The organism is Pseudomonas salmasensis, assembly GCF_014268375.2.
GTDB lineage: Bacteria > Pseudomonadota > Gammaproteobacteria > Pseudomonadales > Pseudomonadaceae > Aquipseudomonas > Aquipseudomonas salmasensis.
This window is the reverse complement of the sequence record NZ_CP077083.1, coordinates 6,256,301-6,278,366: the sequence shown is the minus strand read 5'-3', so window position 1 is coordinate 6,278,366 and position 22,066 is coordinate 6,256,301. Positions and strand designations below refer to the sequence as shown.

General features: G+C 58.8%; 26 protein-coding genes and 1 pseudogene. 11 read left to right on the top strand and 16 right to left on the bottom strand.

The features are described from left to right. Nucleotides 1–68: 68 nt before the first annotated feature. Nucleotides 69–2,612: a fimbria/pilus outer membrane usher protein gene (locus tag HU731_RS28140; RefSeq protein WP_367616866.1), complete on the top strand. Its 2,544-nt coding sequence runs from the start codon at nucleotides 69–71 to the stop codon at nucleotides 2,610–2,612. Next, the gene (locus HU731_RS28135) at nucleotides 2,609–3,733 is read left to right on the top strand and encodes a fimbrial protein (protein WP_186606315.1); all 1,125 of its coding nucleotides are present in this window, start codon (nucleotides 2,609–2,611) and stop codon (nucleotides 3,731–3,733) included. Before HU731_RS28140 ends, HU731_RS28135 begins: the two co-directional genes overlap by 4 nt. Nucleotides 3,734–3,807: 74 nt before the next feature. Here HU731_RS28135 and HU731_RS28130 read toward each other — a convergent pair whose 3' ends face one another. Further along, nucleotides 3,808–3,990 (bottom strand): con-10 family general stress protein, encoded by a 183-nt coding sequence (locus tag HU731_RS28130; protein ID WP_003190457.1) that lies wholly within the window; start codon nucleotides 3,988–3,990, stop codon nucleotides 3,808–3,810. A gap of 320 nt (nucleotides 3,991–4,310) precedes the next feature. Between HU731_RS28130 and HU731_RS28125 the strand changes: the two genes are divergently transcribed. The 3 genes from HU731_RS28125 (at nucleotide 4,311) to HU731_RS28115 (ending at nucleotide 7,298) form a co-directional block, all read left to right on the top strand. Then, entirely contained in the window at nucleotides 4,311–4,541 is a 231-nt protein-coding gene (locus HU731_RS28125) for a hypothetical protein (RefSeq protein ID WP_003190458.1), read from the top strand. Between the two features lie 165 nt (nucleotides 4,542–4,706). Then, on the top strand, nucleotides 4,707–5,591 hold the full coding sequence (locus HU731_RS28120; protein ID WP_161906643.1) for a manganese catalase family protein: 885 nt from the start codon (nucleotides 4,707–4,709) through the stop codon (nucleotides 5,589–5,591). A gap of 111 nt (nucleotides 5,592–5,702) precedes the next feature. Further along, entirely contained in the window at nucleotides 5,703–7,298 is a 1,596-nt protein-coding gene (locus HU731_RS28115) for a histidine kinase famiy protein (RefSeq protein WP_186606316.1), read from the top strand. 126 nt (nucleotides 7,299–7,424) lie between these two features. Here the strand turns inward: HU731_RS28115 and cyoE are convergent, their stop codons facing one another. From cyoE to cyoA, 5 genes are read right to left on the bottom strand one after another with little or no spacing between them, the layout of a single operon-like run. Beyond that, nucleotides 7,425–8,321, bottom strand: a complete 897-nt coding sequence (gene cyoE / locus HU731_RS28110) for a heme o synthase (RefSeq protein WP_186606317.1) — start codon at nucleotides 8,319–8,321, stop codon at nucleotides 7,425–7,427. After that, complete coding sequence (cyoD, locus tag HU731_RS28105; protein ID WP_019821483.1) at nucleotides 8,279–8,617, bottom strand: cytochrome o ubiquinol oxidase subunit IV; 339 nt, start codon at nucleotides 8,615–8,617, stop codon at nucleotides 8,279–8,281. The genes cyoE and cyoD overlap by 43 nt, the downstream gene beginning before the upstream one ends. 1 nt (nucleotide 8,618) lies before the next feature. Then, complete coding sequence (gene cyoC, locus HU731_RS28100; protein WP_020303216.1) at nucleotides 8,619–9,233, bottom strand: cytochrome o ubiquinol oxidase subunit III; 615 nt, start codon at nucleotides 9,231–9,233, stop codon at nucleotides 8,619–8,621. Between the two features lie 3 nt (nucleotides 9,234–9,236). After that, nucleotides 9,237–11,210: a cytochrome o ubiquinol oxidase subunit I gene (cyoB, locus tag HU731_RS28095; RefSeq protein WP_186606318.1), complete on the bottom strand. Its 1,974-nt coding sequence runs from the start codon at nucleotides 11,208–11,210 to the stop codon at nucleotides 9,237–9,239. 2 nt (nucleotides 11,211–11,212) lie between these two features. Next, complete coding sequence (gene cyoA, locus HU731_RS28090; RefSeq protein WP_186606319.1) at nucleotides 11,213–12,136, bottom strand: ubiquinol oxidase subunit II; 924 nt, start codon at nucleotides 12,134–12,136, stop codon at nucleotides 11,213–11,215. A 397-nt stretch (nucleotides 12,137–12,533) separates the two neighbouring features. Here cyoA and HU731_RS28085 point away from each other — a divergent pair, with 397 nt between their 5' ends. Together HU731_RS28085 and HU731_RS28080 are read left to right on the top strand one after the other, a co-directional pair. Then, nucleotides 12,534–12,848, top strand: coding sequence for a hypothetical protein (locus HU731_RS28085; RefSeq protein ID WP_186606320.1), 315 nt, complete (start codon nucleotides 12,534–12,536; stop codon nucleotides 12,846–12,848). A 402-nt stretch (nucleotides 12,849–13,250) separates the two neighbouring features. After that, the gene (locus tag HU731_RS28080) at nucleotides 13,251–13,520 is read left to right on the top strand and encodes a DUF6555 family protein (RefSeq protein ID WP_186606321.1); all 270 of its coding nucleotides are present in this window, start codon (nucleotides 13,251–13,253) and stop codon (nucleotides 13,518–13,520) included. A 54-nt stretch (nucleotides 13,521–13,574) separates the two neighbouring features. On the opposite strand, the gene HU731_RS28075 is transcribed toward HU731_RS28080, so the two are convergent. The 4 genes and pseudogenes from HU731_RS28075 to HU731_RS28060 form a co-directional block, all read right to left on the bottom strand. After that, a complete protein-coding gene (locus tag HU731_RS28075; protein ID WP_186606322.1) occupies nucleotides 13,575–13,784 on the bottom strand; it encodes a hypothetical protein in 210 nt (69 codons plus the stop codon). A gap of 265 nt (nucleotides 13,785–14,049) precedes the next feature. Continuing rightward, on the bottom strand, nucleotides 14,050–14,601 hold the full coding sequence (locus HU731_RS28070) for an ATP-dependent Clp protease proteolytic subunit (protein ID WP_019821492.1): 552 nt from the start codon (nucleotides 14,599–14,601) through the stop codon (nucleotides 14,050–14,052). Between the two features lie 53 nt (nucleotides 14,602–14,654). After that, nucleotides 14,655–15,005 carry a con-10 family general stress protein gene (locus HU731_RS28065; protein WP_014718036.1) on the bottom strand — a complete coding sequence of 117 codons (351 nt, stop codon included), beginning with the start codon at nucleotides 15,003–15,005 and terminating at the stop codon, nucleotides 14,655–14,657. Between the two features lie 328 nt (nucleotides 15,006–15,333). Then, nucleotides 15,334–15,486, bottom strand: a pseudogene (locus HU731_RS28060) (con-10 family general stress protein); the annotation flags it as partial. A gap of 441 nt (nucleotides 15,487–15,927) precedes the next feature. On the opposite strand from HU731_RS28060, the gene HU731_RS28055 reads away from it, so the two are divergent. Further along, on the top strand, nucleotides 15,928–17,463 hold the full coding sequence (locus tag HU731_RS28055) for a GGDEF domain-containing protein (RefSeq protein WP_186606323.1): 1,536 nt from the start codon (nucleotides 15,928–15,930) through the stop codon (nucleotides 17,461–17,463). Here the strand turns inward: HU731_RS28055 and HU731_RS28050 are convergent. From HU731_RS28050 to HU731_RS28030, 5 genes are all read right to left on the bottom strand, one after another. Further along, complete coding sequence (locus HU731_RS28050) at nucleotides 17,438–17,770, bottom strand: hypothetical protein (protein WP_186606359.1); 333 nt, start codon at nucleotides 17,768–17,770, stop codon at nucleotides 17,438–17,440. The genes HU731_RS28055 and HU731_RS28050 overlap by 26 nt on opposite strands. Nucleotides 17,771–17,801: 31 nt before the next feature. Beyond that, a complete protein-coding gene (locus HU731_RS28045) occupies nucleotides 17,802–18,257 on the bottom strand; it encodes a GNAT family N-acetyltransferase (RefSeq protein WP_186606324.1) in 456 nt (151 codons plus the stop codon). Between the two features lie 40 nt (nucleotides 18,258–18,297). Further along, a complete protein-coding gene (locus HU731_RS28890; RefSeq protein WP_367616865.1) occupies nucleotides 18,298–18,459 on the bottom strand; it encodes a type II toxin-antitoxin system RelE/ParE family toxin in 162 nt (53 codons plus the stop codon). 121 nt (nucleotides 18,460–18,580) lie between these two features. Continuing rightward, complete coding sequence (locus HU731_RS28035; protein ID WP_020303224.1) at nucleotides 18,581–18,826, bottom strand: type II toxin-antitoxin system ParD family antitoxin; 246 nt, start codon at nucleotides 18,824–18,826, stop codon at nucleotides 18,581–18,583. A gap of 182 nt (nucleotides 18,827–19,008) precedes the next feature. Continuing rightward, nucleotides 19,009–19,698 carry an alpha/beta hydrolase gene (locus HU731_RS28030; protein ID WP_186606325.1) on the bottom strand — a complete coding sequence of 230 codons (690 nt, stop codon included), beginning with the start codon at nucleotides 19,696–19,698 and terminating at the stop codon, nucleotides 19,009–19,011. Nucleotides 19,699–19,929: 231 nt separating this feature from the next. On the opposite strand from HU731_RS28030, the gene HU731_RS28025 reads away from it, so the two are divergent. Beyond that, a complete protein-coding gene (locus HU731_RS28025; protein WP_186606326.1) occupies nucleotides 19,930–20,769 on the top strand; it encodes a DNA/RNA non-specific endonuclease in 840 nt (279 codons plus the stop codon). Nucleotides 20,770–20,772: 3 nt separating this feature from the next. Here HU731_RS28025 and HU731_RS28020 read toward each other — a convergent pair whose 3' ends face one another. Beyond that, complete coding sequence (locus HU731_RS28020) at nucleotides 20,773–20,991, bottom strand: hypothetical protein (RefSeq protein WP_003190486.1); 219 nt, start codon at nucleotides 20,989–20,991, stop codon at nucleotides 20,773–20,775. Nucleotides 20,992–21,226: 235 nt separating this feature from the next. On the opposite strand from HU731_RS28020, the gene HU731_RS28015 reads away from it, so the two are divergent. Both HU731_RS28015 and HU731_RS28010 read left to right on the top strand, forming a co-directional pair. Further along, the gene (locus HU731_RS28015; RefSeq protein ID WP_034134983.1) at nucleotides 21,227–21,670 is read left to right on the top strand and encodes a DUF421 domain-containing protein; all 444 of its coding nucleotides are present in this window, start codon (nucleotides 21,227–21,229) and stop codon (nucleotides 21,668–21,670) included. A 135-nt stretch (nucleotides 21,671–21,805) separates the two neighbouring features. After that, nucleotides 21,806–21,955, top strand: coding sequence for a hypothetical protein (locus HU731_RS28010; RefSeq protein WP_186606327.1), 150 nt, complete (start codon nucleotides 21,806–21,808; stop codon nucleotides 21,953–21,955). Nucleotides 21,956–22,066 lie beyond the last annotated feature (111 nt).

The following is a 22,066-nucleotide window of genomic DNA, read 5'->3' as shown; positions in this document are numbered from 1 at the left end:
CCCGCGAGTCATCTATGTCGACCTTTTCTTGCTCCAGGCTTTTTCTGCGGGCGCGGCCTCGCTTCGCCTTGAATCCGCTCACTGCCCTGATCCTCAAGGCATTGGCCATTGCTCCAGGCGTGTGGGGCATGCAAGACGCGTTGGCGCAAGAAGTGCAGTTCAATGACGCCTTCCTGCCCGAAGACTCGCGAAATCTTGACCTAAGTGCCTACCAGGCCGGCAACCCGGTGATGCCCGGCCAATACCGAGCCGACATCATCCTCAACGGGCAACTGAACAACCGGCAGGATATTCGCATTGACGCCCAGGCCGACGGCAGCAAGCCGGTGGTGTGTATGAACCGTGGCTTGCTTGAGCGCCAGGGGGTGCAAATGGCCAGCCTTACGCCCGAGGCCAGCACGATGCTCGACAGTCAGGCGTGCCCGGCAGTGGGGCAGGTAATCCCTGGCGCTACCGCGAACTTTTCCCCAGAGAACCAGGCGCTGGACCTGAGCATTCCCCAGGTGGCGCTCAAGCGTAATGCGCGGGGTTACGTCAGCCCGCAGTTGTGGGACCGTGGCGTGACGGCCGCCATGCTCAGCTACAACTTCAACGCCAATCGTAACCGCACCCGCAGTGGCAACTCCGATTCGGCGTTCATGGGCCTCAACGCGGGCCTGAACCTGGGGGACTGGCGCCTGCGCCACAACGCGTCCATGAGCTGGCAGTCACGTTTGGGCAGCCGGTATCAGGCTCTGGACACATACGCCCAGCGTGATATCACCGCGCTGAAAAGCCAACTGACCGTGGGTGAGTCCAACACCACCGGCGAGATCTTCGACACCTTGTCCTACCGTGGTGTGCAACTGTCCACTGACGACCGCATGCTGCCTGATTCGATGCGCGGGTATGCGCCGGTCATCCGGGGTATTGCGCGCACCAATGCGCGCGTGACCATTCGCCAGGCCGGCAATATCTTGCTGGAAACCACCGTGGCCCCTGGCGCGTTCGTGATCGATGACCTGTACTCCACCGGCTATGGTGGCGACCTCAACGTGAGCGTGGCCGAAGCCGACGGCACTGAACAGAACTTTATCGTGCCCTACGCCTCGGTCAGCCAGTTGCTGCGCCCCGGCACCTCGCGGTTCAGCCTCACCGCAGGTGAAACCCGCAACAACTTCGTCGACGATCAGGCGCGCCTGTTGCAAGGGACAGTGCAGTACGGCTTGAACAATACCTTCACCGGTTTTGCCGGCCTGCAATCGAGCGATGACTACACGGCGGTGCTCACCGGCCTGGCGTTCGGCACACCCATCGGGGCGATGGCCGTGGACATCACGCACGCCCAGACCGACCTGGCCGGCGGCGCTGCCAAGGGCCAGAGCATGCGGGTGTCTTACAGCAAGAATGTGCTCAGTACCGGCAGTAACTTCTCGCTGGCGGCCTATCGGTTTTCTACGCAGGACTACTTAGATTTCAGCAACGCCATCCAACTGCTGGATGCCGAGAAAAATGGCTGGGATTCGAGCATGCTCGGTCGCCCGCGCAGCCGTTTTTCGGTGACCGCCGACCAGAACCTTGGGGCTTGGGGGCAAGTCTCCATCAGCGGTTACGCGCAAAACTACTGGAATCAGCCGGGCAGTGATCTGCAGTACCAGTTCAGCTACAGCAAGCAGTTCAACCGCGTCAGCTTCAGTGTGAATGCCAACCGCAGCCGCATGGGGCTGGGCGACATGGAGAACAGCTTTTTGCTGACCATGAGCATGCCCCTGGATTTCGGCGCGTCGGGTAACACTCCGCAAATAACCGCGCAGGTGGGCCGCGATACCCAAGGCAATTACAGTGAGCAGGCCGGTATCAGCGGCACCGCCGGCCAAGACCGTCAATATGGCTATAGCGCCAATTTCGGCCATGACGGCGCCAACCACAGCAAGAGCGCCGCGATTAACGGTCAGTACACGGGTGGGCGAGCCATGCTCAGTGCGGCACTGGGGCGTGGCGATGGGTATACCAGCGCCTCGGTGGGCGCCAGCGGCACCGTGGTGGCCCATGCAGAGGGCGTGACCATGACGCCGTACCGCGGCGAAACCATGGCGGTGGTCAGTGCGCCGGGTGCGGCGGGCGCCAAGGTTTCGGGGTACCCCGGCCTGACGCTCGACAGTCGCGGCAATGCCGTGGTGCCGTACCTGCGGCCTTATGAGTTGAACGAGGTGGCCATCGACCCGATTGGCAGTTCGCTGGATGTCGAACTCAACGAGACCAGCCAACAAGTCGCCCCACGCGCCGGTGCCGTGGTGCATCTTAAATACACCACTAATCAGGGCCGTGCGGTGCTGCTCAATGTGCGCCTGGACGATGGCAGCAGCTTGCCATTTGGCGCAGGCGTGACCGACGGCGAAGGCGCCTCGGTGGGCATGGTCGGGCAGGGCGGTCTGCTCTATGCCCGGATCAAGCCAGAAACCCGCCAGTTGTTGATCAACTGGGGCAACAAGACCCATCAACAGTGCGCCTTGATGATTCCTCCTGGCCCCGGTGAGGGCCAGCAACTGCAGCAGGTGGACGCTATTTGCGCCGCCGGCAAACAGGTTGCAGGCAGCACGCCGCCCAACAACATGCAAAAGGTACCGTTATGAACATGGGCGCTTTGATCAAACCTTGCCTGGCGCTGGCATCACTCTGGGCGGTGGCAGACACGGCCATGGCGGTGACCTGTACTTATGTGGACGGAATCCAGCCGGCAATGGGCAACATGCCATTGCAGGTCTCGGCGATTACCGTCGGACGTGATGTGCCGGTGGGCGCCGAAGTCTATCGACAGCGCTTTAGCATGGCCTCGGGCCAGGCACCCACACTGGATTGCCGGGTTGCGCCGTTTCAACAGTGGACCGAGATGACGGTCGAGGCGACTTCTGGCTTAGCCAATTGGTCCAGCGGCCCCTATGCCAACAAGGTCTACAGAACCCGAATTCCAGGGCTGGGGGTGGCTTTCAATAGCCGCGGCGGCGTGCTGCCCCGGCAAACCAACAAAGCCTGGACCACCTGCACATCGGGTTTCCGCTGCCTGGTTCCATTTGATGGGCCTTCGAACTTCGAGTTGATACTGATCAAACTAGGGGAAGTTACCCCAGGTGTATTGGCGGGCAGCTCATTGCCGGTCGTGAGCCTGTTTGGCAACTTCGGCGATGCCAGGATGCAGGGTTTCAGGATGGGCATCTCCGGTAGTATCCAGATTGTCTCGCGCACCTGCAGTACGCCGGATGTCTCAGTGCCGATGGGGACGCACTTGACCAATAAGTTCACCGGGCTCAACAGCGCCACGGGGTGGACGGATTTTTCCATCAACTTGAATGATTGCCCGGCGTTCCATGGCACCTATTCCACCGACGGCCCGGGCTGGGTGTCGCAAAGCGGTACTTCTCCCTCCGGCAGCGGCACCAGCGGAACCCGAGAGGGCAACACCCTGCAATTTCGCATCGACCCCGCGCGCCCGGCGCTGAATGCGAGCACGGGTTTACTGAGCATTGATCCGACGGGCACAGGTAATTCGCCTGCTGCAAGCGGAATCGGCATCCAGGTAGCTGCACTGGACAGTACCCCGGTACCCCTGGGGGTGAATCGGGCCAGCGGTATTAACCCACTGTCCTTCGAGTCCAGCTACAACATCCGCTTGCGCGCCCGTTATCTGCAAACCGCCAACCGAGTCACGCCAGGCCCGGCCAATGCGTCGGCGACGTTTACGATTATTTATCAGTGATGAATATGTATAACTCACTTATGGTCTGTACGATTGGTTTGAAGGGGCAGCCAGGCTGCCCCTCCCACCGTTACTCAAGAACCCGACTTCCGACCGCCGCCATGGCTGTGCTGGCCACCTTTACGGCCGGCTTCCGAGGCTTTTTCACGGTCGTTGGCGAAGTTGCCGCCCGACGCCTGGCCGCCTTTTTTACCGGCTTCGGAGGCTTTTTCGCGATCATTGGCAAAGTTGCCCGGGTTTTTATTACCTGTAGTCATGATAGTTCTCCAATCGCTAAGTTAGCGTTTCGTTAGTTGGCCGTTTCGCAACGGACACTTATTCCGATATTGGCTGTTTGGGAAATGTTTTACCGATTTTTCTAACCGGCGACGAACGGTAATTTCGCTGAAAAAGTTATACAGAAACTTCGTTGGTGCGCCGCTTCGTATAACTTTTATTACCGGTCAGCACTTCGGCATTAATACGATAGAAACTGCTGGCTTAGTTAACGGTCCCGCCATTCGTCTTTTTCGTCGCACTCCAAAAAAAGGCGTCGTTCCAACGAGGTTCCTAACCTGTGAACGGGAGCATTTCAGCCATGAAACACAACCCATCCAACCCACAGTACCGGCCGCTTGAGCAACCAGACGCACCCAATGAAGACGGTTGCGTGATCGGTACTGCCGGGCGCGACGAAGACCCCAACGCGACCACCGATTGGGACCATCCCGACAGCGCCGCGACACCCGCGGACGCCAGCATCAAACCCGCCAGCGGTACGCCCGGCATCGACGTCGTGCCCGAGTCGGAAAACCACGGTGCCGATTGAGAGAGCTGCGCTACAAGCGCCGTTTCGCTTGGCCTGCAGCGCATTACCGCTGGTCGTGAGGCGCCGGTTTATTTTGAAATTTTCCATGCGCAGGCCACTTCCCATGCAAGGTAGGCGCGCATTCCAGCAGGGCGCCTTTTTCCGTAAGCCTGAGGAGATTTGTTCATGTTTCTACATAACAAGCGACTTCAATACACCGTCCGCGTCGCCGAGCCCAACCCGGGCCTGGCCAACCTTTTGCTCGAGCAGTTTGGCGGCGCTCAAGGCGAGTTGGCCGCCGCGTCCCGTTACTTCACCCAAGCCTTGGCGGAAGATGACCCGGGACGCAAAGATTTGCTGATGGACATCGCCACCGAAGAGCTCAGCCATCTGGAGATCGTCGGTTCCATCATCGTCATGCTCAACAAGGGCGCCAAGGGGCGGATGGCCGAAGGCGTGGAAGAGGAGGGCGAGTTGTATCGTGCCCTCAATGGCGCCGGCAATGACTCGCACATCACCAGCCTGCTGTACGGGGCGGGCTCGCCGCTGACCAACTCTGCCGGTGTGCCGTGGACTGCCGCCTACATTGACACCATCGGTGAACCCACCGCAGACATGCGCTCGAATATCGCCGCCGAAGCCCGGGCCAAAATCGTCTATGAGCGGCTGATGAACGTCACCGATGACCCGGGTGTAAAAGACGCGCTGGGGTTTTTGATGACGCGGGAAATTGCTCACCAGATATCCTTCGAAAAAGCGCTGCATGCCATTCAACCGAATTTCCCCCAAGGCAAGTTGCCGGGCAAGCCGGAGTTCACGCAGGTGTACTTCAACATGTCCCAAGGCGCGGAAAACCTGCGTGGGCCCTGGAACCAGGGCGATGGTTGGGAGTTCGTGGAAAACCCCCAACCGGCGGTCGATGGTGGTGACGGCACCGCCAGCGTGCAGTTGGACGCCGACGAGGAAGCGGTGCTGAGCGCGATGAAGATCCGCACGCTCTCGGACCCCACCAGCGACCCCACCACCGGCGCTGACCTGGGCAGGGGGGTGCAGCCAAAACCTGAGCCATGACCCAGGCTGTACGGTCGCGCGGCGCCCAATCACGGGCGCCGCGCCCTTTGATGGCACTGCGCAGCGTTTTCACGGTCCATGGAACACATACCACGTATCTGGAGGTGAACCTTGGCGACAAAGAAGAAGCCTGTGGTCGAGGGTATGGAATTGGCGATGCTGTCTGCCAGCCGCAAAGACCTGTTCTTTGCGGCCATGCAAGCCAGCCACAGCGCAATGATCGTGACCGACCCGGCCGAGCCGGATAACCCGATCATCTTTGCCAACCAGGCGTTCCTGACCCTGACAGGCTTTGAACTGGACGAAGTGATCGGACGCAATTGCCGGTTCCTGCAGGGGCCCCAAACCGACAAAAACGCGCTGCACCAGGTGCAACGCGCAGTTGAGCGGCACCATGAGGCCTGTGTCGAGGTGCTCAATTACCGCAAGGACGGCTCGACCTTCTGGAACGAGCTGTTCATTTCGCCGTTGTTCAACGAACGTGGGCAACTGGTGTATTTTTTCGCCTCGCAGCTGGACGTGAGCCGGCGCCACGACGCTGAGCAGCGCGTGCGTCGCGCACAAGATTTGGAAGCGCTGGGGCAACTGACCGGTGGCATTGCCCATGACTTCAATAACCTGCTGCAAGTGATGATGGGCTATCTCGACTTGATCCAGCAGAGCGCCAAGCGCCCCGGCAGCGATCCGCAGCGCATCGTCAGCAGTGCCAGCCGTGCGCGGGCGGCGGCGGAAAAAGCGCAAACCCTGACCCAGCAGTTGCTGGCGTTTTCGCGCAAGCAACGGCTCGACAGCCGGGTGATCAATCTGAACAGTTTGCTCGGTCGCCCGGACTTTATGGCGCGTGCGCTGCAGGGCGTCGCGTTGCAGGTGGAGCTTGCCGACGAGTTGTGGAACTGCCGCATCGACCCGGTCCAGGCGGAGCTGGCGGTGCAGCATTTGTTGTCGAATGCCCAGGACGCTTTGCACGGGCGTGCTGACCCGGCGGTGACCGTCAAGACCTGCAACGTCCAAGTGCCCGGCGATATCGATGCCGAGCGTGAGGGGTTGGCCGAGGGCTGTTACGTGAGCATTTCGGTCTCGGATAACGGCAACGGCATCGACGCAGGTATTCAGGACAAAGTCATGCAGCCGTTCTTCACCACCAAGGAAGAAGGCCAGGGCTCGGGCCTGGGGTTGTCGATGGTGTACGGCTTCGTCAAGCAATCGGGCGGCACGGCGCGGATTCATTCCGACCCGGGTATCGGTACGACGATACGCTTGTACTTTCCGGCCGATGACAGCCAGCTGTGGGTTGAGCAGACACCCACGGCCACTTCACCGCAAGGTAGCGAGCGCATTCTGATCGTGGAGGACCGGCCCGAGGTGGCCGAGTTGGCGCAGGTGATTCTGTCTGACTACGGTTACCACACGGCCATCGCCCACAATGCCGCCGAGGCCTTGGGCATGCTCAAGCAGGCGACGTATGACTTGGTGTTCAGTGACTTGATCATGCCCGGCGTGATGAATGGCGCAGCGTTGGCGCGCGAGGTGTCGCGCTTGTATCCGCACATCAGGATCCTGCTGACCACTGGCTATGCGAAAGACTCGCTGGCCCGCGCGGACATAGAGGTGCATGAGTTCGAGTTGATTCCCAAGCCGTATCAGCCTGCTGATTTGCCGCGCAAAATCCGGGCGGTACTCGATGCCAGACAGCCGACGACGATATGACCTTCTGTAGGAGCGAGCTTGCTCGCGAAAAACTCACAGGCGCCGCGTTTATTCAGGCAACCCGAGTTATCGTTGACGTTTTTCGCGAGCAAGCTCGCTCCTACAGGGAGGGCGTCGCCCGCAGAGCTACCTCAGCACCGCCAACGCCAGGTTAAGCGCCAGCACCAGCACAATCGAAAACCCGAATATCCTGCGCGCCCAGCCGGTCGGGTCAGCGAGGCGTGTACCGCTGGCCGCGAGGGTTAGCCAATAACCCCCCAGCCCGAGCATCACCACAAAATACAACGCCGCCATCTGCGCCACCGCGCCCAGCATCAGGGCGCTGGCGAGGAAGGCCAGCATGTACGCCTGTATCTGCCGTTGGGCTTGGGCCAGGCTCAACAGCGGCAGGCCTGCGGCGCGGAAATCTTCGCGGCGCATCACGTTGATGGCGTGTGAGTGCGGCATCTGCCAACAGCAGAACACCACGATCAGCAGCCACGCCGTGAGGTCAAACCGCCCGGTGACCGCGCAATAGCCGATCACCGGCGGCATCGCCCCGGAGAGGCTGCCGATCAAGGTGGCCCAGTGGGAGCGCCGCTTGAGCCAGTAGGTGTAGACCCCCGCATAGATCACCAGCCCGACCATGGCCAGCATGCACGCCAACGCATTGCTGCCGACCCACAACAAGCCAAAACCGCAGGCGCCCAGGACGATCGCATAGCCTGCGGCAGTGGACACCCTGATGGTGCGCAGTGCCAATGGCCGATGACAGGTGCGCACCATGCGCCGGTCGATGTCGCGGTCAATGCAGTTGTTGATGACACAACCGCACCCGATCACCAGGGCCGTACCGAGCAGGGTGGCCAACCCGTGCGTCACCGAGGCCACATGCCCGCTGGCGGCGAGTAGGTAACCGCCCAGCACCGAGGCGAGGTTACCGACAATAATGCCCGGCTTGGTGAGCTCGATGGCGGTATTGAACAACCCCCGCCAGTGTTTCAGTGCGCCAGCATGTTGTGATGAATACTGTCCATGATCCATAACGAAAGCCCCACCAACAGAAGAATGATGACCGCCGAGAAAATCAGCGCAATCAGGTTCCAGCGTTGTTCTTCGGCCGTGTCCAGATGCAGGAAGAACTTGAGGTGGACCACGATTTGTATCGCGCCCAACGCCACCACCAGCCACGCGGTGAAGGTGCGCGGCAGTGACGGGAACATCACCAGGCCGAACGGGATCAGGGTGAGCAGTACCGACACCAGGAACCCGACCAGGTAGGAGCGGCTGCTGCCATGGCTCGTACCGGCACTGCTGTGAAGCGAGCTTTGCTTGTACATGTCACACCACCCCCAACAGATAGACCACGGTAAAGACGCAGATCCACACCACGTCCAAAAAGTGCCAGAACAGGCTCAGGCAACTGAGCCGAGTGGCGTTGGTGCTGGTCAGGCCGCGTTGCTTGACCTGGACCATCAGCACCGCCATCCAGATCAGCCCGGTTAACACGTGCGCGCCGTGGGTGCCGACAAGGGTGAAGAAGGCGGTCAGGAAGGCACTGCGGTCCGGCCCGTAGCCTTCTGCGATCAAGTGGTGGAATTCGTTGATCTCCATGGCGATGAAGCCCGCGCCCAGTACGAACGTGAGCCCCAGCCAGCGCAACACATCGCGTTGCTTGCCGTGGTTCATGGCGAGCATGGCGTAGCCGTAGGTGATACTGCTCAACAGCAGCAGCATGGTTTCGGCCAGCACATAGGGCAGTTCGAAAATGTCCATGCTCGACGGCCCGCCCGCCACGCTGTCGCGCAACACGGCGTAGCCGGCGAACAAGGTCGCGAACAGGATGCAGTCGGTCATCAGGTAGATCCAGAACCCGAACAGGCTCAGGGAACCGGCGTCTTCATGCCCTTGTTCGTGGGTGTGAGCGATGTCTTTTTCCATAACGATATTGGACATGGGTCAAGCCTCTGCCAGGTCTTTGAGACGTGCCGTTTCGATGCGCGCGACTTCCTGCGCGGGCACGAAGTAATCGGTGTCTTCGTCGTAGCTGCGCACCACGAACGCGACCACCGAGGCCACTAGGCCGAACGCCGCCATCCACCAGATGTGCCACACCAGCGCGAAGCTGCAGACCAGCGCAAACAGGCTGATGACCAGGCCCGACGCGGTATTGCGCGGCATGTGGATGCTGCGATAGTCGGTGTGGCTGAGGGTGCTGACCCCGCGCTCCTTCATGCCCCAGTACGCGTCCAGGTCATTGACCTTGGGCTGCTCGGCGAAGTTGTACAGCGGCGGGGGAGACGCGGTGGCCCATTCCAGGGTGCGCCCGTCCCAGGGATCGCCGGTGCGGTCGCGGTATTGATGACGGTTGCGGATGCTCACCAACAGTTGCAGGGCCTGCGCCGCCACGCCGCAGAGGATGATTGCCACCCCCACCAACTCCAGCAGCAGCCAGGGCCGCCACTCCGGGTTGTCGAAGTGATTGAGGCGGCGTGTCATGCCCATGAAGCCCAGCACGTAGGAGGGCATGAACGCGAAGTAAAAGCCCACCAGCCAGCACCAGAAGGCGATGCGGCCCAGCTTGTCGTTCAAGCGGAAACCGAACGCCTTGGGGAACCAATACGTCAGGCCGGCCATATAGCCGAACACCGCACCGCCGATGATCACGTTGTGAAAGTGCGCGATCAGGAACAGGCTGTTGTGCAACAGGAAGTCGGCCCCCGGCACCGCCAGCAGCACCCCGGTCATGCCGCCGATGCTGAAGGTCACGATAAAGCCCAGGGTCCACAGCATGGGCGTTTCGAAACGCACGCGGCCGCGGTACATGGTGAACAGCCAGGTGAAGATTTTCACCCCGGTGGGCACCGCGATGATCATCGTCATGATGCCGAAAAACGCGTTGACGTTGCCGCCGGCCCCCATGGTGAAAAAGTGATGCAGCCACACGATGAACGACAACACGGTGATCGCGATCGTCGCCCACACCAGCGACACGTAGCCGAACAACCGTTTGCTGCTGAACGTGGCGGCAATCTCGGAAAACACCCCGAACGCCGGCAGGATCAGGATATACACCTCCGGATGCCCCCAGGCCCAGATGAGGTTCACGTACATCATCGGGTTGCCGCCGGCCTCGTTGGTGAAAAAATGCATGCCCAGGTAACGGTCCAGGGTCAGCATCAGCAGGGTGGCGGTGAGTATCGGGAAGGCCGCCAGAATCAGCACCGACGTGCACAGCGCATTCCAGGTGAACACCGGCATCTTGAACAGCGTCATGCCTTCGGTGCGCATCTTCAGGATGGTGACGAAGAAATTCACCCCCGTGAGCAGCGTGCCGATGCCGGATATCTGCAATGACCAGATGTAGTAATCCACGCCGACGCCGGGGCTGTAGCCCAGCTCGGATAACGGCGGATAAGCCACCCAACCGGTGCGCGCGAACTCACCGACCCCCAGCGAAATGTTCACCAGCGCCGCACCCACCACGAACAGCCAGAAACTCAGGGCGTTGAGAAACGGATAGGCCACATCGCGAGCGCCGATCTGCAACGGCACGACGATGTTCATCAAGCCGACCACGAAGGGCATGGCCATGAAGAAGATCATGATCACACCGTGGGCGGTGAAGATCTGGTCGTAATGTTCCGGCGGCAGGTAACCCGGCCCGCCGCTGGCGGCCATGGCTTGCTGGGTGCGCATCATGATCGCATCGGAGAACCCGCGCAGCAGCATCACCAGGGCGACGATGATGTACATGCAACCGATCTTCTTGTGGTCCACCGAGGTGAACCACTCGCGCCACAAATAGCCCCACTTGCGTTTCCAGGTGATCGAGCCCACCAGCGCCACCCCGATCAGGCCGACGACGGCCAGGGTGTACATCACAATGGGTTCAGTGGTTGGGATCGCGTCCCACGACAGTTTTCCGAACATGGTTACCGCTCCTCAGCCAGCAGACTTGGGTGTTGATCGGTGCGTTGTGCAGCGTCGCTCAATGGCGAGCGCTGGGGTTTATTGGCCTTGTTCATGCCTTCGTATTTGTCGACGATGTCCAGGAACAGGCGCTCCTGTACCGCCGAGTAATAGGTCACCGGGTGCCTGAGGGTGGGCTTGGCCAACTGGGTATAGGCGCCGTGATCCAGAGGTGTGGCCGCGCCCTTGACCTTTGTCACCCAGCTTTGGAAGTCGGCAGCGCTCAGGGACAGCGTGGTGAAATGCATGTCGGAAAAACCGGGGCCGTTGTAGTTGGCGGCGATCCCTCTGAACTCACCGGTTTCGTTGGCGATCAGGTGCAACTTGGTCTGCATGCCGGCCATGGCGTAGATCTGCCCGCCGAGTGCCGGAATAAAAAACGAGGTCATGGCCGCGTCGGAGGTGACGGTGAAACTCACCGGCGTGTGTACCGGCAGGGCCAGTTCGTTGACGCTGGCGATGCCCAGGTCAGGGTAGATAAACAGCCATTTCCAGTCGGTGGCCACCACCTGCACATTGATCGGCGGGGTGTCTGACTCCAGCGGGCGATAGGGGTCGAGTGCGTGGGTGGTCTCCCACGTCACCCACCCCAGGACGATGATGATCAGCAGGGGAACGCCCCATACCACCGCTTCGATTTTGTGCGAACTGGCCCAGCGGGGGGAGTAACGCGCTTTTTTATTGGTGGCGCGGTAGCGGTAGGCGAAGACAAACATCATCACAATCACCGGAACGACCACCAGCAGCATCAGGCCCGTAGCGAGAATAATCAGGTCGCGCTCATCGGTTGCTACTTGCCCCTTGGGGTTGAATACCACCAGGTTGCAACTGGTGAGTAAGAAGAGGCTGGTGATAGTGACCAGGCAATAACCCATCGCTCGTTTCATGCCTTGCTCCTGTAGTGGAAACTTGCGTTTTGCTGTGCCGAATCAGTGCTCAATCGTTAACTAAGCGAAGCGCTTGTTAACCTCAGGAGCCGTCAGGTGTTAAACACTCGGCAATAAGGTGCCGTCAGTAGACAAAGTGCGTCTACTGCCCGGTTCTATTGGCTTTTGCTGCCGCTCTGCAGGGCGCATTTCGCCGCGCTCCCGAACATTTTGAATAGAGCCCAGTGGGTTGGTTTAACAATTTGTTTCCTCGCCTGACGAACGGTTTAACAGGCGAAACGGTAAAGGGTTTTTATCGGTGCATGATGGAGGTGGCCTTGCAGAAAGTCTGAATTCTGGTTAGGGATTTTAGTCGTTAGTTGATGGCCAACCCCACTAACGGTTTTGGAGAAGCGCTATGTTTATACGTGGCAACACCTATAAAGCCTGGGTCTCAAAAGCACTGGAAGAAAAATGCTTCACCCGGGAAGTCGAAAACGGCTGCCATATCGAAGTCAGGGCCCGAGAGCGGGAGGACGCTGATATTGAAGTGCTGCTCTGCGTTTATACCGCGACGGGACAATGCGTGGTTGAACGCATCAAGCAGTTGCCGGGTGCCGAATGGACGGTGAATGACGCGCTCAAACGCGGTATTGATCAGGCGGAACGGATTGCCGGGGGTGAGTCCGGCCGACTGCCCTGTGCTGACGCTCACGTGCACGACGACGATTGAGTGGCTCCGCGATCTTGAATGTGGACGCTGGCTTGCCTGCGATGACGGCCTGACAGCCGACGAGGATTTTGGTCCGACAGGCAAGCTTGGACCGCGGTGCGTCGGTTGGACAAGCGTCGGCTGCCCGGCCGTCAAGGGAGCAAGCTCCCTCGCCACACGGTGTAGCGTCGCGGCAAAATAAAAAAGCCCGCACGGAGTGCGGGCAAGACAGGAGTTTTTACCAAGAGCCTGGAGTGAACAGACTCAGTATTAAGAAACAAAAGAAGCATGAGCAGTTTTATTTTTTTAATGCGAGGCCGACGAACGGTAGTGCAACAGCAAGTGCGTGATCGTCGTCATTAAAACATTAAAATTTCTGAACCTTCGTTCTGAGCAAATAACAAAAAATCAGAAGGAGAGGTTATGAAAAATTCTTTATATGTCATCGAGTACGAATACCACCACGAGCCTAAGTCTTTCATTATAAGAGCGGAGGTGATGAATAACGCAGAGGCGTGGCATTGGGCCTGTTGCGATGCAGGAATCGGCATTATTCCCAGGTCGCGTAATGAAAAGATCAAACGCGTCAGTAAACCGCTGGCCGAGCGCTACGGTCTTGAGAATGTAAGATGGCGTCCGTCTGGGAGTATCCCGTTTATTGCAAAGCCCTATGTGCCACCGCCCCCCGAATGAATGTGTTTTTAATGGATGATATGCATTCGGGGGCGGTAGGAGCGAGGCAAGTGCTTACTGTTTCCTGCGTCGCTCCTGCAACATGCACAACTTTTGCACGCTGCGTTGCAACGCCTCTTTCATGAGGTCGGCTGCATACCGTTGCTTGCACACCGGGCAGAGCATGTCAGACGCCGATGACACCATGTAGTCGGACTCATCCAGCGTGGATTCGTAGGGCTGTTTGCAGTGCAGGCAACGTCGGTTCGCTTGTAGATGCGTCACATCGATTCCTCCCTGAATGAAACGGCCACTCTCAATTAAGAAGCGAGCGTTTTCAACTGCTAAAATGGAAGAATTCAAACAAGCGATTAGTTGATGTTTCAATGCCAGTATGTTGCGGTGATAGTTGGGTAATGGCGTGCGCACGGCTGCCGAGGAATCAAAACGTGGCAAGCTTATCGGCGGGCGCGTGCGCACGCACGGTTCGTGGGTTCAGGTTTTTGCCGTTGTGCTGCGTACTTTGTGTGCGGTTTCTGTTTCCTAAGCCCTAGGAATGAATGAAGCTGCTCACGAACTCCGCCTTGATCACGGGCAGTTCGATCCCATGGATCAAGCCGGCGGTGAGCGCTTGTTGCGGGTCGAGAATGCGTGGCGCGGCGATCAGGTACTTTTCGGTCTCCAGTTTTTCGACGGCATCGGCGGTGCGCTCGGCCACGATGCGTGCGTACAACTGCAAGTCGTAATCGAGGCTCATCGCGTATTCGGACATTCGCGAATGGTCAACCGCGCCTTGCACATGCCAGTGGAAGGGGTGGAACAGGAATTTGCTGTGCTTGCAGGCGGTCCTGCGCTCACCGGCCAGGAAGATGATATTGCCCATCGATTCCACTGTGCCGAGGTTATGGGTATGCACCGGAATCGGCAGGGACAATAAAAAATTGTACATCGTAAAGCCGTAGCTGCATTCACCACCCATGGTGGCGATATTCAGTACCAGGCCCTGGGCATCTTGTTGTACGGCCAACGAGGCTTTTTCAATCAGTTGGCTGCACGTCGAGGCGGTGACCGGTGCGGTGAAGTTGATAATGTGTAAAGGCATGGTGTCCCTCATCAATGAAAGCAGGGGAGCACGGCTCCCCTGCATCAAGCACATCAGCTTTTGCGTCCGCCGCCGTGGCTGTGTTCGCCACCTTTACGCCCGGCTTCGGAAGCTTTTTCACGGTCGTTGGCAAAATTGCCGCCACTGTTCTGGCCGCCTTTGCTGCCCGCCTCGGCGGCGCGTTCGGGGTCATTCTTGAAATTGCCCCCGCTGTTCTGGCCGCCTTTGCTGCCGGCTTCAGCGGCGCGCTCGGGATCATTCTTGAAGTTCCCGCCACTGTTTTGGCCGCCTTTGCTGCCGATTTCCTGGTAGAACTCTTTGTCATGGGACGCAGAAGTGGCTTCGCCGCCTTTTTTCCCGGCTTCGCTGACGCTCATTTGGCCTTGCTTGTCTTGAGTAGTCATGTTCAGTTACCTCGTCGTTATGTCGGTAATGTAACGTTCACTTCGATTGTGCTGGAAACGTGCACTTGGTCGCGTGCATCAAGCTGCACGGTTATAAGTGCCTTTCACACAAAGGTGGCGTTTTAGATGCACTTATCGTGGCTTCGGCTTGTTCAACAAGTTGCTGATGTTCGTAACACGCAGACGTATTAGAACGCAGGCCAGTCCTTGCTTTAGTTTGCATTTCTACAATCGGCCTGCGAGCTGGCTCGCCGCGCTGATTATCAATGGACGCACGCATGATCAATGCCCTTTGTTAACGAACGGAACAGCGGTACTGCCCGTGTGGTCAGGACTTACGTCCACCACCATGACTGTTCTGGCCGCCTTTACGCCCGGCTTCCGCGGCTTTCTCGCGGTCGTTGGCGAAGTTGCCGCCAGAGGCCTGTCCACCTTTCTTGCCCGCCTGTGATGCTTTTTCGCGATCATTGGCAAAGTTCCCAGGGTTTTTATTGCTCGTCGTCATAACAATACTCCCAGTTTTGAAATGTCGTTTCGCTAGTTGCCCATTTATGCAACGGACATCTTTTCTGATAAGGGCAGGTGCGCAGATGTTTTGAAATTTTTTAAAAAGGGCGATGAACGGTAGAGGGGCAGACGAAACTTGTACAAGTAGGCCCGGAGAGTGCCGCTTCGTATAAGTTTGCTGCGTCGATTGATATTGAATTAATGGCGACTTTAACGGTTGGTTTAGCATTCAATACGCTGCTTGATAGTGGTCATGAAAGGCGCTGGCTCTTCTGGCCGGCGCTCACCCGCATACTCTGTTGCTGCAGCCCGCACAGACTGCTTGTATGCTGGCACTCTGGAACCGGTTGCCCCTGTGAGTACCGACGTTCGAATGATGGCTGGAATGGAAACCGGACTTCCTTAAGGTGCTGACGTGAAGCGTGATACCCGTCTTGTGATGCTGTTGCTGTTGGTGATCGGCTGTTCCCTGACTTCGTTGACGATTTGGAAAGTCCTGTCTTCCCGCGACCGTGCGCTGGCGGAAGTGGACGTGCATGGCTTGAACCTGACCCAGGCGCTTACCACCTATACCGAAGGCATCGTGCGGCAAAGCTCGTTGCTGTTGCTGGGGTTGGTTGAGCGCCTGGAAACCGAAGGCAGTGGCCCGGTGCAAATCCAGCGAATCAGTACGCTGATCAACCGCCAGCAGCCGCTGATGCCGCAGCTCAGCGGCATCACCATTTATGATCATCAGGGCCGGTGGTTGCTGTCTTCCAATCGCGCGATCCCGGAGGGCGCCAATAGCAGTGATCGGGCCTATTTCATCCACCATCGTGACGATCCGAGCGCTGAACCTTTTATTGGCCCGCCGATTCAAAGCCGCGCCAACCATGAATGGGTGGTGACCATCAGCCGCCGTTTCAACGACGCGGCCGGCAACTTCGCTGGCGTGGTCGCTGTGACCCTGGGGGTGGAAAACTTTCTGCGGGTATTCGGCAAGCTCGATGTGGGCCAGGAGGGCGCCATCGGCCTGTCCTACGCCGACGGCACGTTGCTGGTGCGTTACCCCTTCCGCGAGCAGGACATGGGCCGCAACTTTTCCACCTCGCCTATTTATTCCAAGTACCTCGTCGACCAGCCTGTGGGCACTGCGGCCTATACCTCCAGCCTGGACGGGGTAGAGCGGCTCTATGCCTTTCGCAAAAGCGAAACCCTGCCGCTGATCACCACGGTCGCGTTGGGCAAACACGAAGCCCTCGCGGCGTGGCGCATCGAGGCGGCGCTGTCAGCGGTCGTGGTGGCGGGGCTGTTGGGGCTGACGGGGCTGATCGGCTGGTTTCTGATCCTGGATATTCGCAGGCGTACGGCGGCGGAAGAGGCGTTGCGTGTCGCCCAGCAACAGTTGCTCGACTCCAATCGGCAGTTGGCACTCTTGGCGAAGAAGGACGCGCTGACCAGCCTGGCCAACCGCCGCTGTTTTGATGAAACGCTGGCCGTGGAGGCCCGCCGGGCGCAGCGCGAAGGTACGTCGATGGCATTGCTGATGATCGATATCGACTATTTCAAACGCTTCAACGATGCCTTTGGTCACGTCGCGGGAGATGCGTGCTTGCAGGCGGTCAGCGCGCTATTGGAATCGTGTGTGCGGCGGCCGTCGGACCTGGTGGCGCGTTATGGCGGAGAAGAAATGGCGATCATCCTGCCCGCGACTGACAGCGCAGGGGCAGCGGTGGTCGCGCAACGCATCCTTACGCGCCTGCAGCTGGAGAACATCACACACCCAGGTAGCCCCTTCGGGCGCGTGAGTGTGAGTATCGGTATTGCGACGGGCATGGGCTCACGGCTGGAGCCGGTGTTGGGTCTGGTGGAGGCTGCGGATACAGCGCTTTACGGCGCGAAAGCGGCGGGGCGCAATGGGTTCAATGTGCATCCTGCGGACCGACTCACATCCCCAGCGTCGGGATCATGAGTTCACCGCACTCCATCAGTTGGCCAGCGGTGACTTGCAGCTGCGGGGTGGGTTTTGCCGCATAGCCTGCGATAAAGCCCGCACTCAGCAGTGCAAGGCAGAGGACGGTTTTTTTCACAAGCATGCGCAGGGTCTCATTCGGTTCAAAACGGTGAACCACAGATTGCCCATTCAAGAAAAGGTTCCTGCCCGCGCAGATGACTTTCTGCCTTCTGCTTTCTGTAGGAGCGAGCTTGCTCGCGAAAAACCTCAACGATAACGCGTGCTCCCTGAAGAAGTGCGGCGCCTGGGAGTTTTTCGCGAGCAAGCTCGCTCCTACAAAAGGCATTGCCTGAAGGTCAGCGAATGAACTTGACGTACACACGTTCAGGGTCGTTATCGTCCAGATTCTCGATCTGCCCGCTGGGAATAAAGCCGGCTTTCGTCAGCAGGGCCTGGGACGCGCCGTTGGAGGCATTGGTCGACGCGAACAGCTTGGGCGTCTTGCAGGCCGCTTCGGCCGCTGCCAGCAGACGAAGGGCGACGCCCTGGCGCTGGTACAGCGGTGAAACCACCACCAAGGCAATAAACCCGTGGTTGAAAAAATCGTGGGTGAGCACCAGGTAGCCGGCGCACAGGTTGGCGTCGGCGGCTACCAGGCATTGCTGGCGAACCACGGCGTCATAGATAAACACGCGACGGCTGGCATGCTCGGTTGCGTAGGCATCCAGTGCGACCAGGGCATGCACATCGTCGGGGGTGGCTTGGCGGATCAGCCAGTGTGGGGCAGCGGGGGGCCGCTTTGTGTCAGGCATTTTAATTTCTCTTCACCCACCGGTTTGACAGTCTGGAATGTCATAGCTTGTGGGGGGCGTCCATTCGGTCATGCAGGATGCGAACGATCGAAATCCCATACGTAGTAATGCGCAAGTAAATCATATGGTGTTCGATGCTGCGCCTGCGGTAGCCATCACGGATGTGGTCACAAGTCGGAGCTGTTTTAGGGTGTTTTGCCAAGTCTGAAAACGTCGTAGTCAGGATATCGATGTACTGATCTGCCTACTTCGCACCCCACTGTTGCGCGGTATAAGTCCAGATTCCTTCCAGGTCGCGTTCGGCCGCGGGGCTAAGACGGTAGTCAGCCATGGGCATTGAGCATCCTCTGTTTAAACGCTTCAGGGTCAAAGGGGCGAGGTTTACCGCTGGCTTCACCTTCAAGCAGAGCAGCACGAATGGCCTCCACTTGTGCACTGCGCTCCTGTTCGCGACGAATCAAGTCCCGGATGTACTCGCTGTCATTGGTGTAATGACCCGCTTCAATTTGTGCCTTTATCCAACCGTCTTGTTGATCAGTCACGGTGATAGTTTTTCGTACGGTAGTCATTACTGCTCCTTGGGAAATAAGCGTCGCGAGGAACTTATCATACTATTGGTGCAGTATTGTGCGGCAGAGATGAGTGGTCAGAATGACGACCGGCAAAGCTGTAGGAAAGGGGATAAGGCGCGTTCAATTGGACGCAACGTTGAACGCGCCATTGGGGACCCCCATGTTTGATCACCCTATCCCTACAGCGAACGCGCCGCCTTATCGATAAACGCTGCGACTTCTACCGGCCTGGACGCCAGGGAGGCATGGCTGGCATCCAGGGTGATGGTTTCACGCGCCCCCAGGCGTTTGGCCATGCGTACCTGGTTGTCGGGATGGATCATGCGGTCCTGGCTCGAAATCTGGTACCAGGACGGTTTGTTCTTCCACGCCGGGTTGCTGACCACATCGCCAAAGGTGCTGGCCAGCGGGGCCTTTTGGGTAACCCCCATGACTTGGCCTTCTTGCCGGGGCAGGTCCTGGCAGAAGCTGTCGTGGAACCGTTCAGGCTTGACCCACAGATAACCGTCGCTATCAGGCGCCAGGTTAGGGGCGGCTTCGGGCAGATGTTCCTGGGTGATGCCGCCAGGGCTTTCGCCGTCATCCGGGGCGAATGCCGCGATGTACACCAGGCCTGCGACATTTGGTTCGTTGCCCGCTTGAGTGATGACGGCGCCGCCATAGGAATGCCCCACCAACAACACCGGGCCCTTGATTTGCGCAACCATCTTGCGGGTACGTTCTGCATCGTCGGCCAGCGAGGCCAGCGGCATCTCCACCGCATGCAAATCGGTATAGCCCTTGTTGTGCAGTTCGATAATCACCCGATTCCAGTGCGCCGCACCGCCCCAAAAACCATGGACCAAGACAATTGCCGGTTTCTCACTCATGTGTAAGTTCCTTGTGCATTGATGAGGTGGTGCTATCGCTCGCCTAAGGGCGGCGTTATGGATAGCACAGTTATGGCTGCGATGGCGCGCGCGGGAGTTACGTTCGTCGGCCTGATTGCTGTCGTTGTTTAGAAATGTTTATGTGATTCAATGGTCATCTCGGCTTGCGCAGGAAGCGCATCGGCCGAGGCCATTCAGTCTCTTAAAAGATTCATTCCAAGGAGTAACACCATGCAAGGAAGCACATCGTTCAAGTACCTGGCGTTTGCATTGATCCCGTTGATGGCCGCCTGTACCACACCCTCGCGCCAGTCCGTCGTCGTCCCGGCGCCAGCCTTGCCGTTCGATAACTGCGCGGTTGGTTGCCCCACAGGCGGCAGCCCGGTGACGTTGAACCGTCAGGCCTACACCTTGAACAACAACGGCTCGACCAAGTTTGCCAATTGGGTGTCCTACAAAATCACCAAAGCCACGGCGGCCAGCGGGCGCTCCCGCGACTGGCGCACCGACCCGGATATTCCAGCCGGGGAAACCCTGGACCCGGTGGATTACAACGGCGCCAACGTCGCGCTCAAAATCGACCGTGGGCATCAGGCCAACCTGGCGTCGATGGCCGGGGTGGCCGATTGGCAAACGCTCAACTACCTGTCGAACATCACCCCGCAAAAGGCCGAGCTCAACCAGGGGCCGTGGGCGCGCCTGGAAGACCAGGAGCGCAACCTCAGCAAGGAGCCAGGCGTCGATCAGGTGTATGTGGCTACCGGCCCGTTGTATGAGCATTTTGTCGGCTCGTTGCCGGGCACGAACAAAGTGCACACCATCCCCAGCGGCTACTGGAAAATCATCGTGGTCGGCAGTTCGCCGGAAACGGGCCTGTACGCCTCATTCGTGATGAACCAGGAAACTCCCAAGGGCGCAGACTTCTGTGATTACCAGGTCACCGTGGATCACATCGAAGAGCGCTCCGGGCTGACGTTCTGGAGCACCTTGCCGCAAGCGCTGCAGGCCACGCTGAAAACCAGGCAGGGCCAGTTGCCGAATCGGATCGGCTGTAACCGCACCAAAGCCTGACGCCTAGTCGGCACACACCAATGAGGGCCTGCGGCTGCTGTTCTTGCCCAGGCGCTCATGCGTGGCGACGTCTGTGGCCTGTTCACGCAGTGCTTCTTCCAGTGCTTGCAAATGCTTGGACAGGATCTTCACCGACCCGCTCGGGTTGGCGGGGTCAAAGGGGATCCGGCCATTGGCAATCAGCACCATGGCCAATTCCCAGGCGCGTTGTGAGTCGTTCATGACAGGGGTTTCCTTCTTCAACGTGGTCGATATAGACGTGTGACCCGCTTCAAGCCCCCCTATATCAATTGGGTTTCTGCCGAAATTTCGATCACTTCAACGCTTCAGTTGCGCTGGAACCATCATCTTTTTAGATGGTGGCCGGGGCGAGTCGAAAGAATGAACCTGAGCGGCGCGGTGGTCACCTAATCCGTATGAATCGGTCGTTTCCCATTCACTGTTGCGAGGGTCAACCATGGACTCTGTACTCCGGGCTATGGCGATTTACCTGGTGCTGCTGGTGCTGTTCAAGGTTGCCGGCAGGCGCACGCTGGCTGAACTCACCACCTTTGACCTGGTGCTGTTGATGGTCATCGGCGAGGCCACCCAACAGGCCTTGCTGGGCGAAGACTTCTCGATGACCAATGCTGTGCTGGTCATCGCCACCCTGATTGCCATCGATATCGGATTCTCGCTGGTCAAGCAGCGTTCAGCCTGGTTCGCGCGGGTGCTCGATGGCGGGCCGACGGTGCTGGTCGAGCAAGGCCAGGTGCTGCATAAACGCCTCAAGCATGCGCGCCTGGACGAGGGCGACATCCTTGAGGCGGCCCGGTCCACCCAAGGGCTTGTCGAGCTCAAGCAGATCCGCTTCGCGATTCTTGAGCGCAACGGCAAGATCTCGGTGATCCCGTTTGAATAACACGCGGCCCCCATTCGTCAGCCAAGGGGCTATTTTTTGAACGCCAGCGCCTCTATTCCAGACAGATAGATCATGGGCGGACGAATCGTACTTTCGTCACGCGTACATCACTCACTCATCAACAGGTGAACCCTCATGAAGAAACTCTATATGTGCCTGGGTCTATGCAGCGCGTTCATGCTACACGGCTGTTTTGACAACGCCGATAACGCCACCAAAGACAACAACAGTGGCACCCAGTCGTCAGTGCAGATGCAGGAAGGCAAGGCAGAGGAGAGTAAATAAGCCGTCCAAACTCACGGGTACTCATCGCTCGAAGGTGGGAGCTGGCTTGCCTGCGATGCAAACACCTCGGTACATCAGACAAACCGAGTCGATGCATTCACAGGCAAGCGC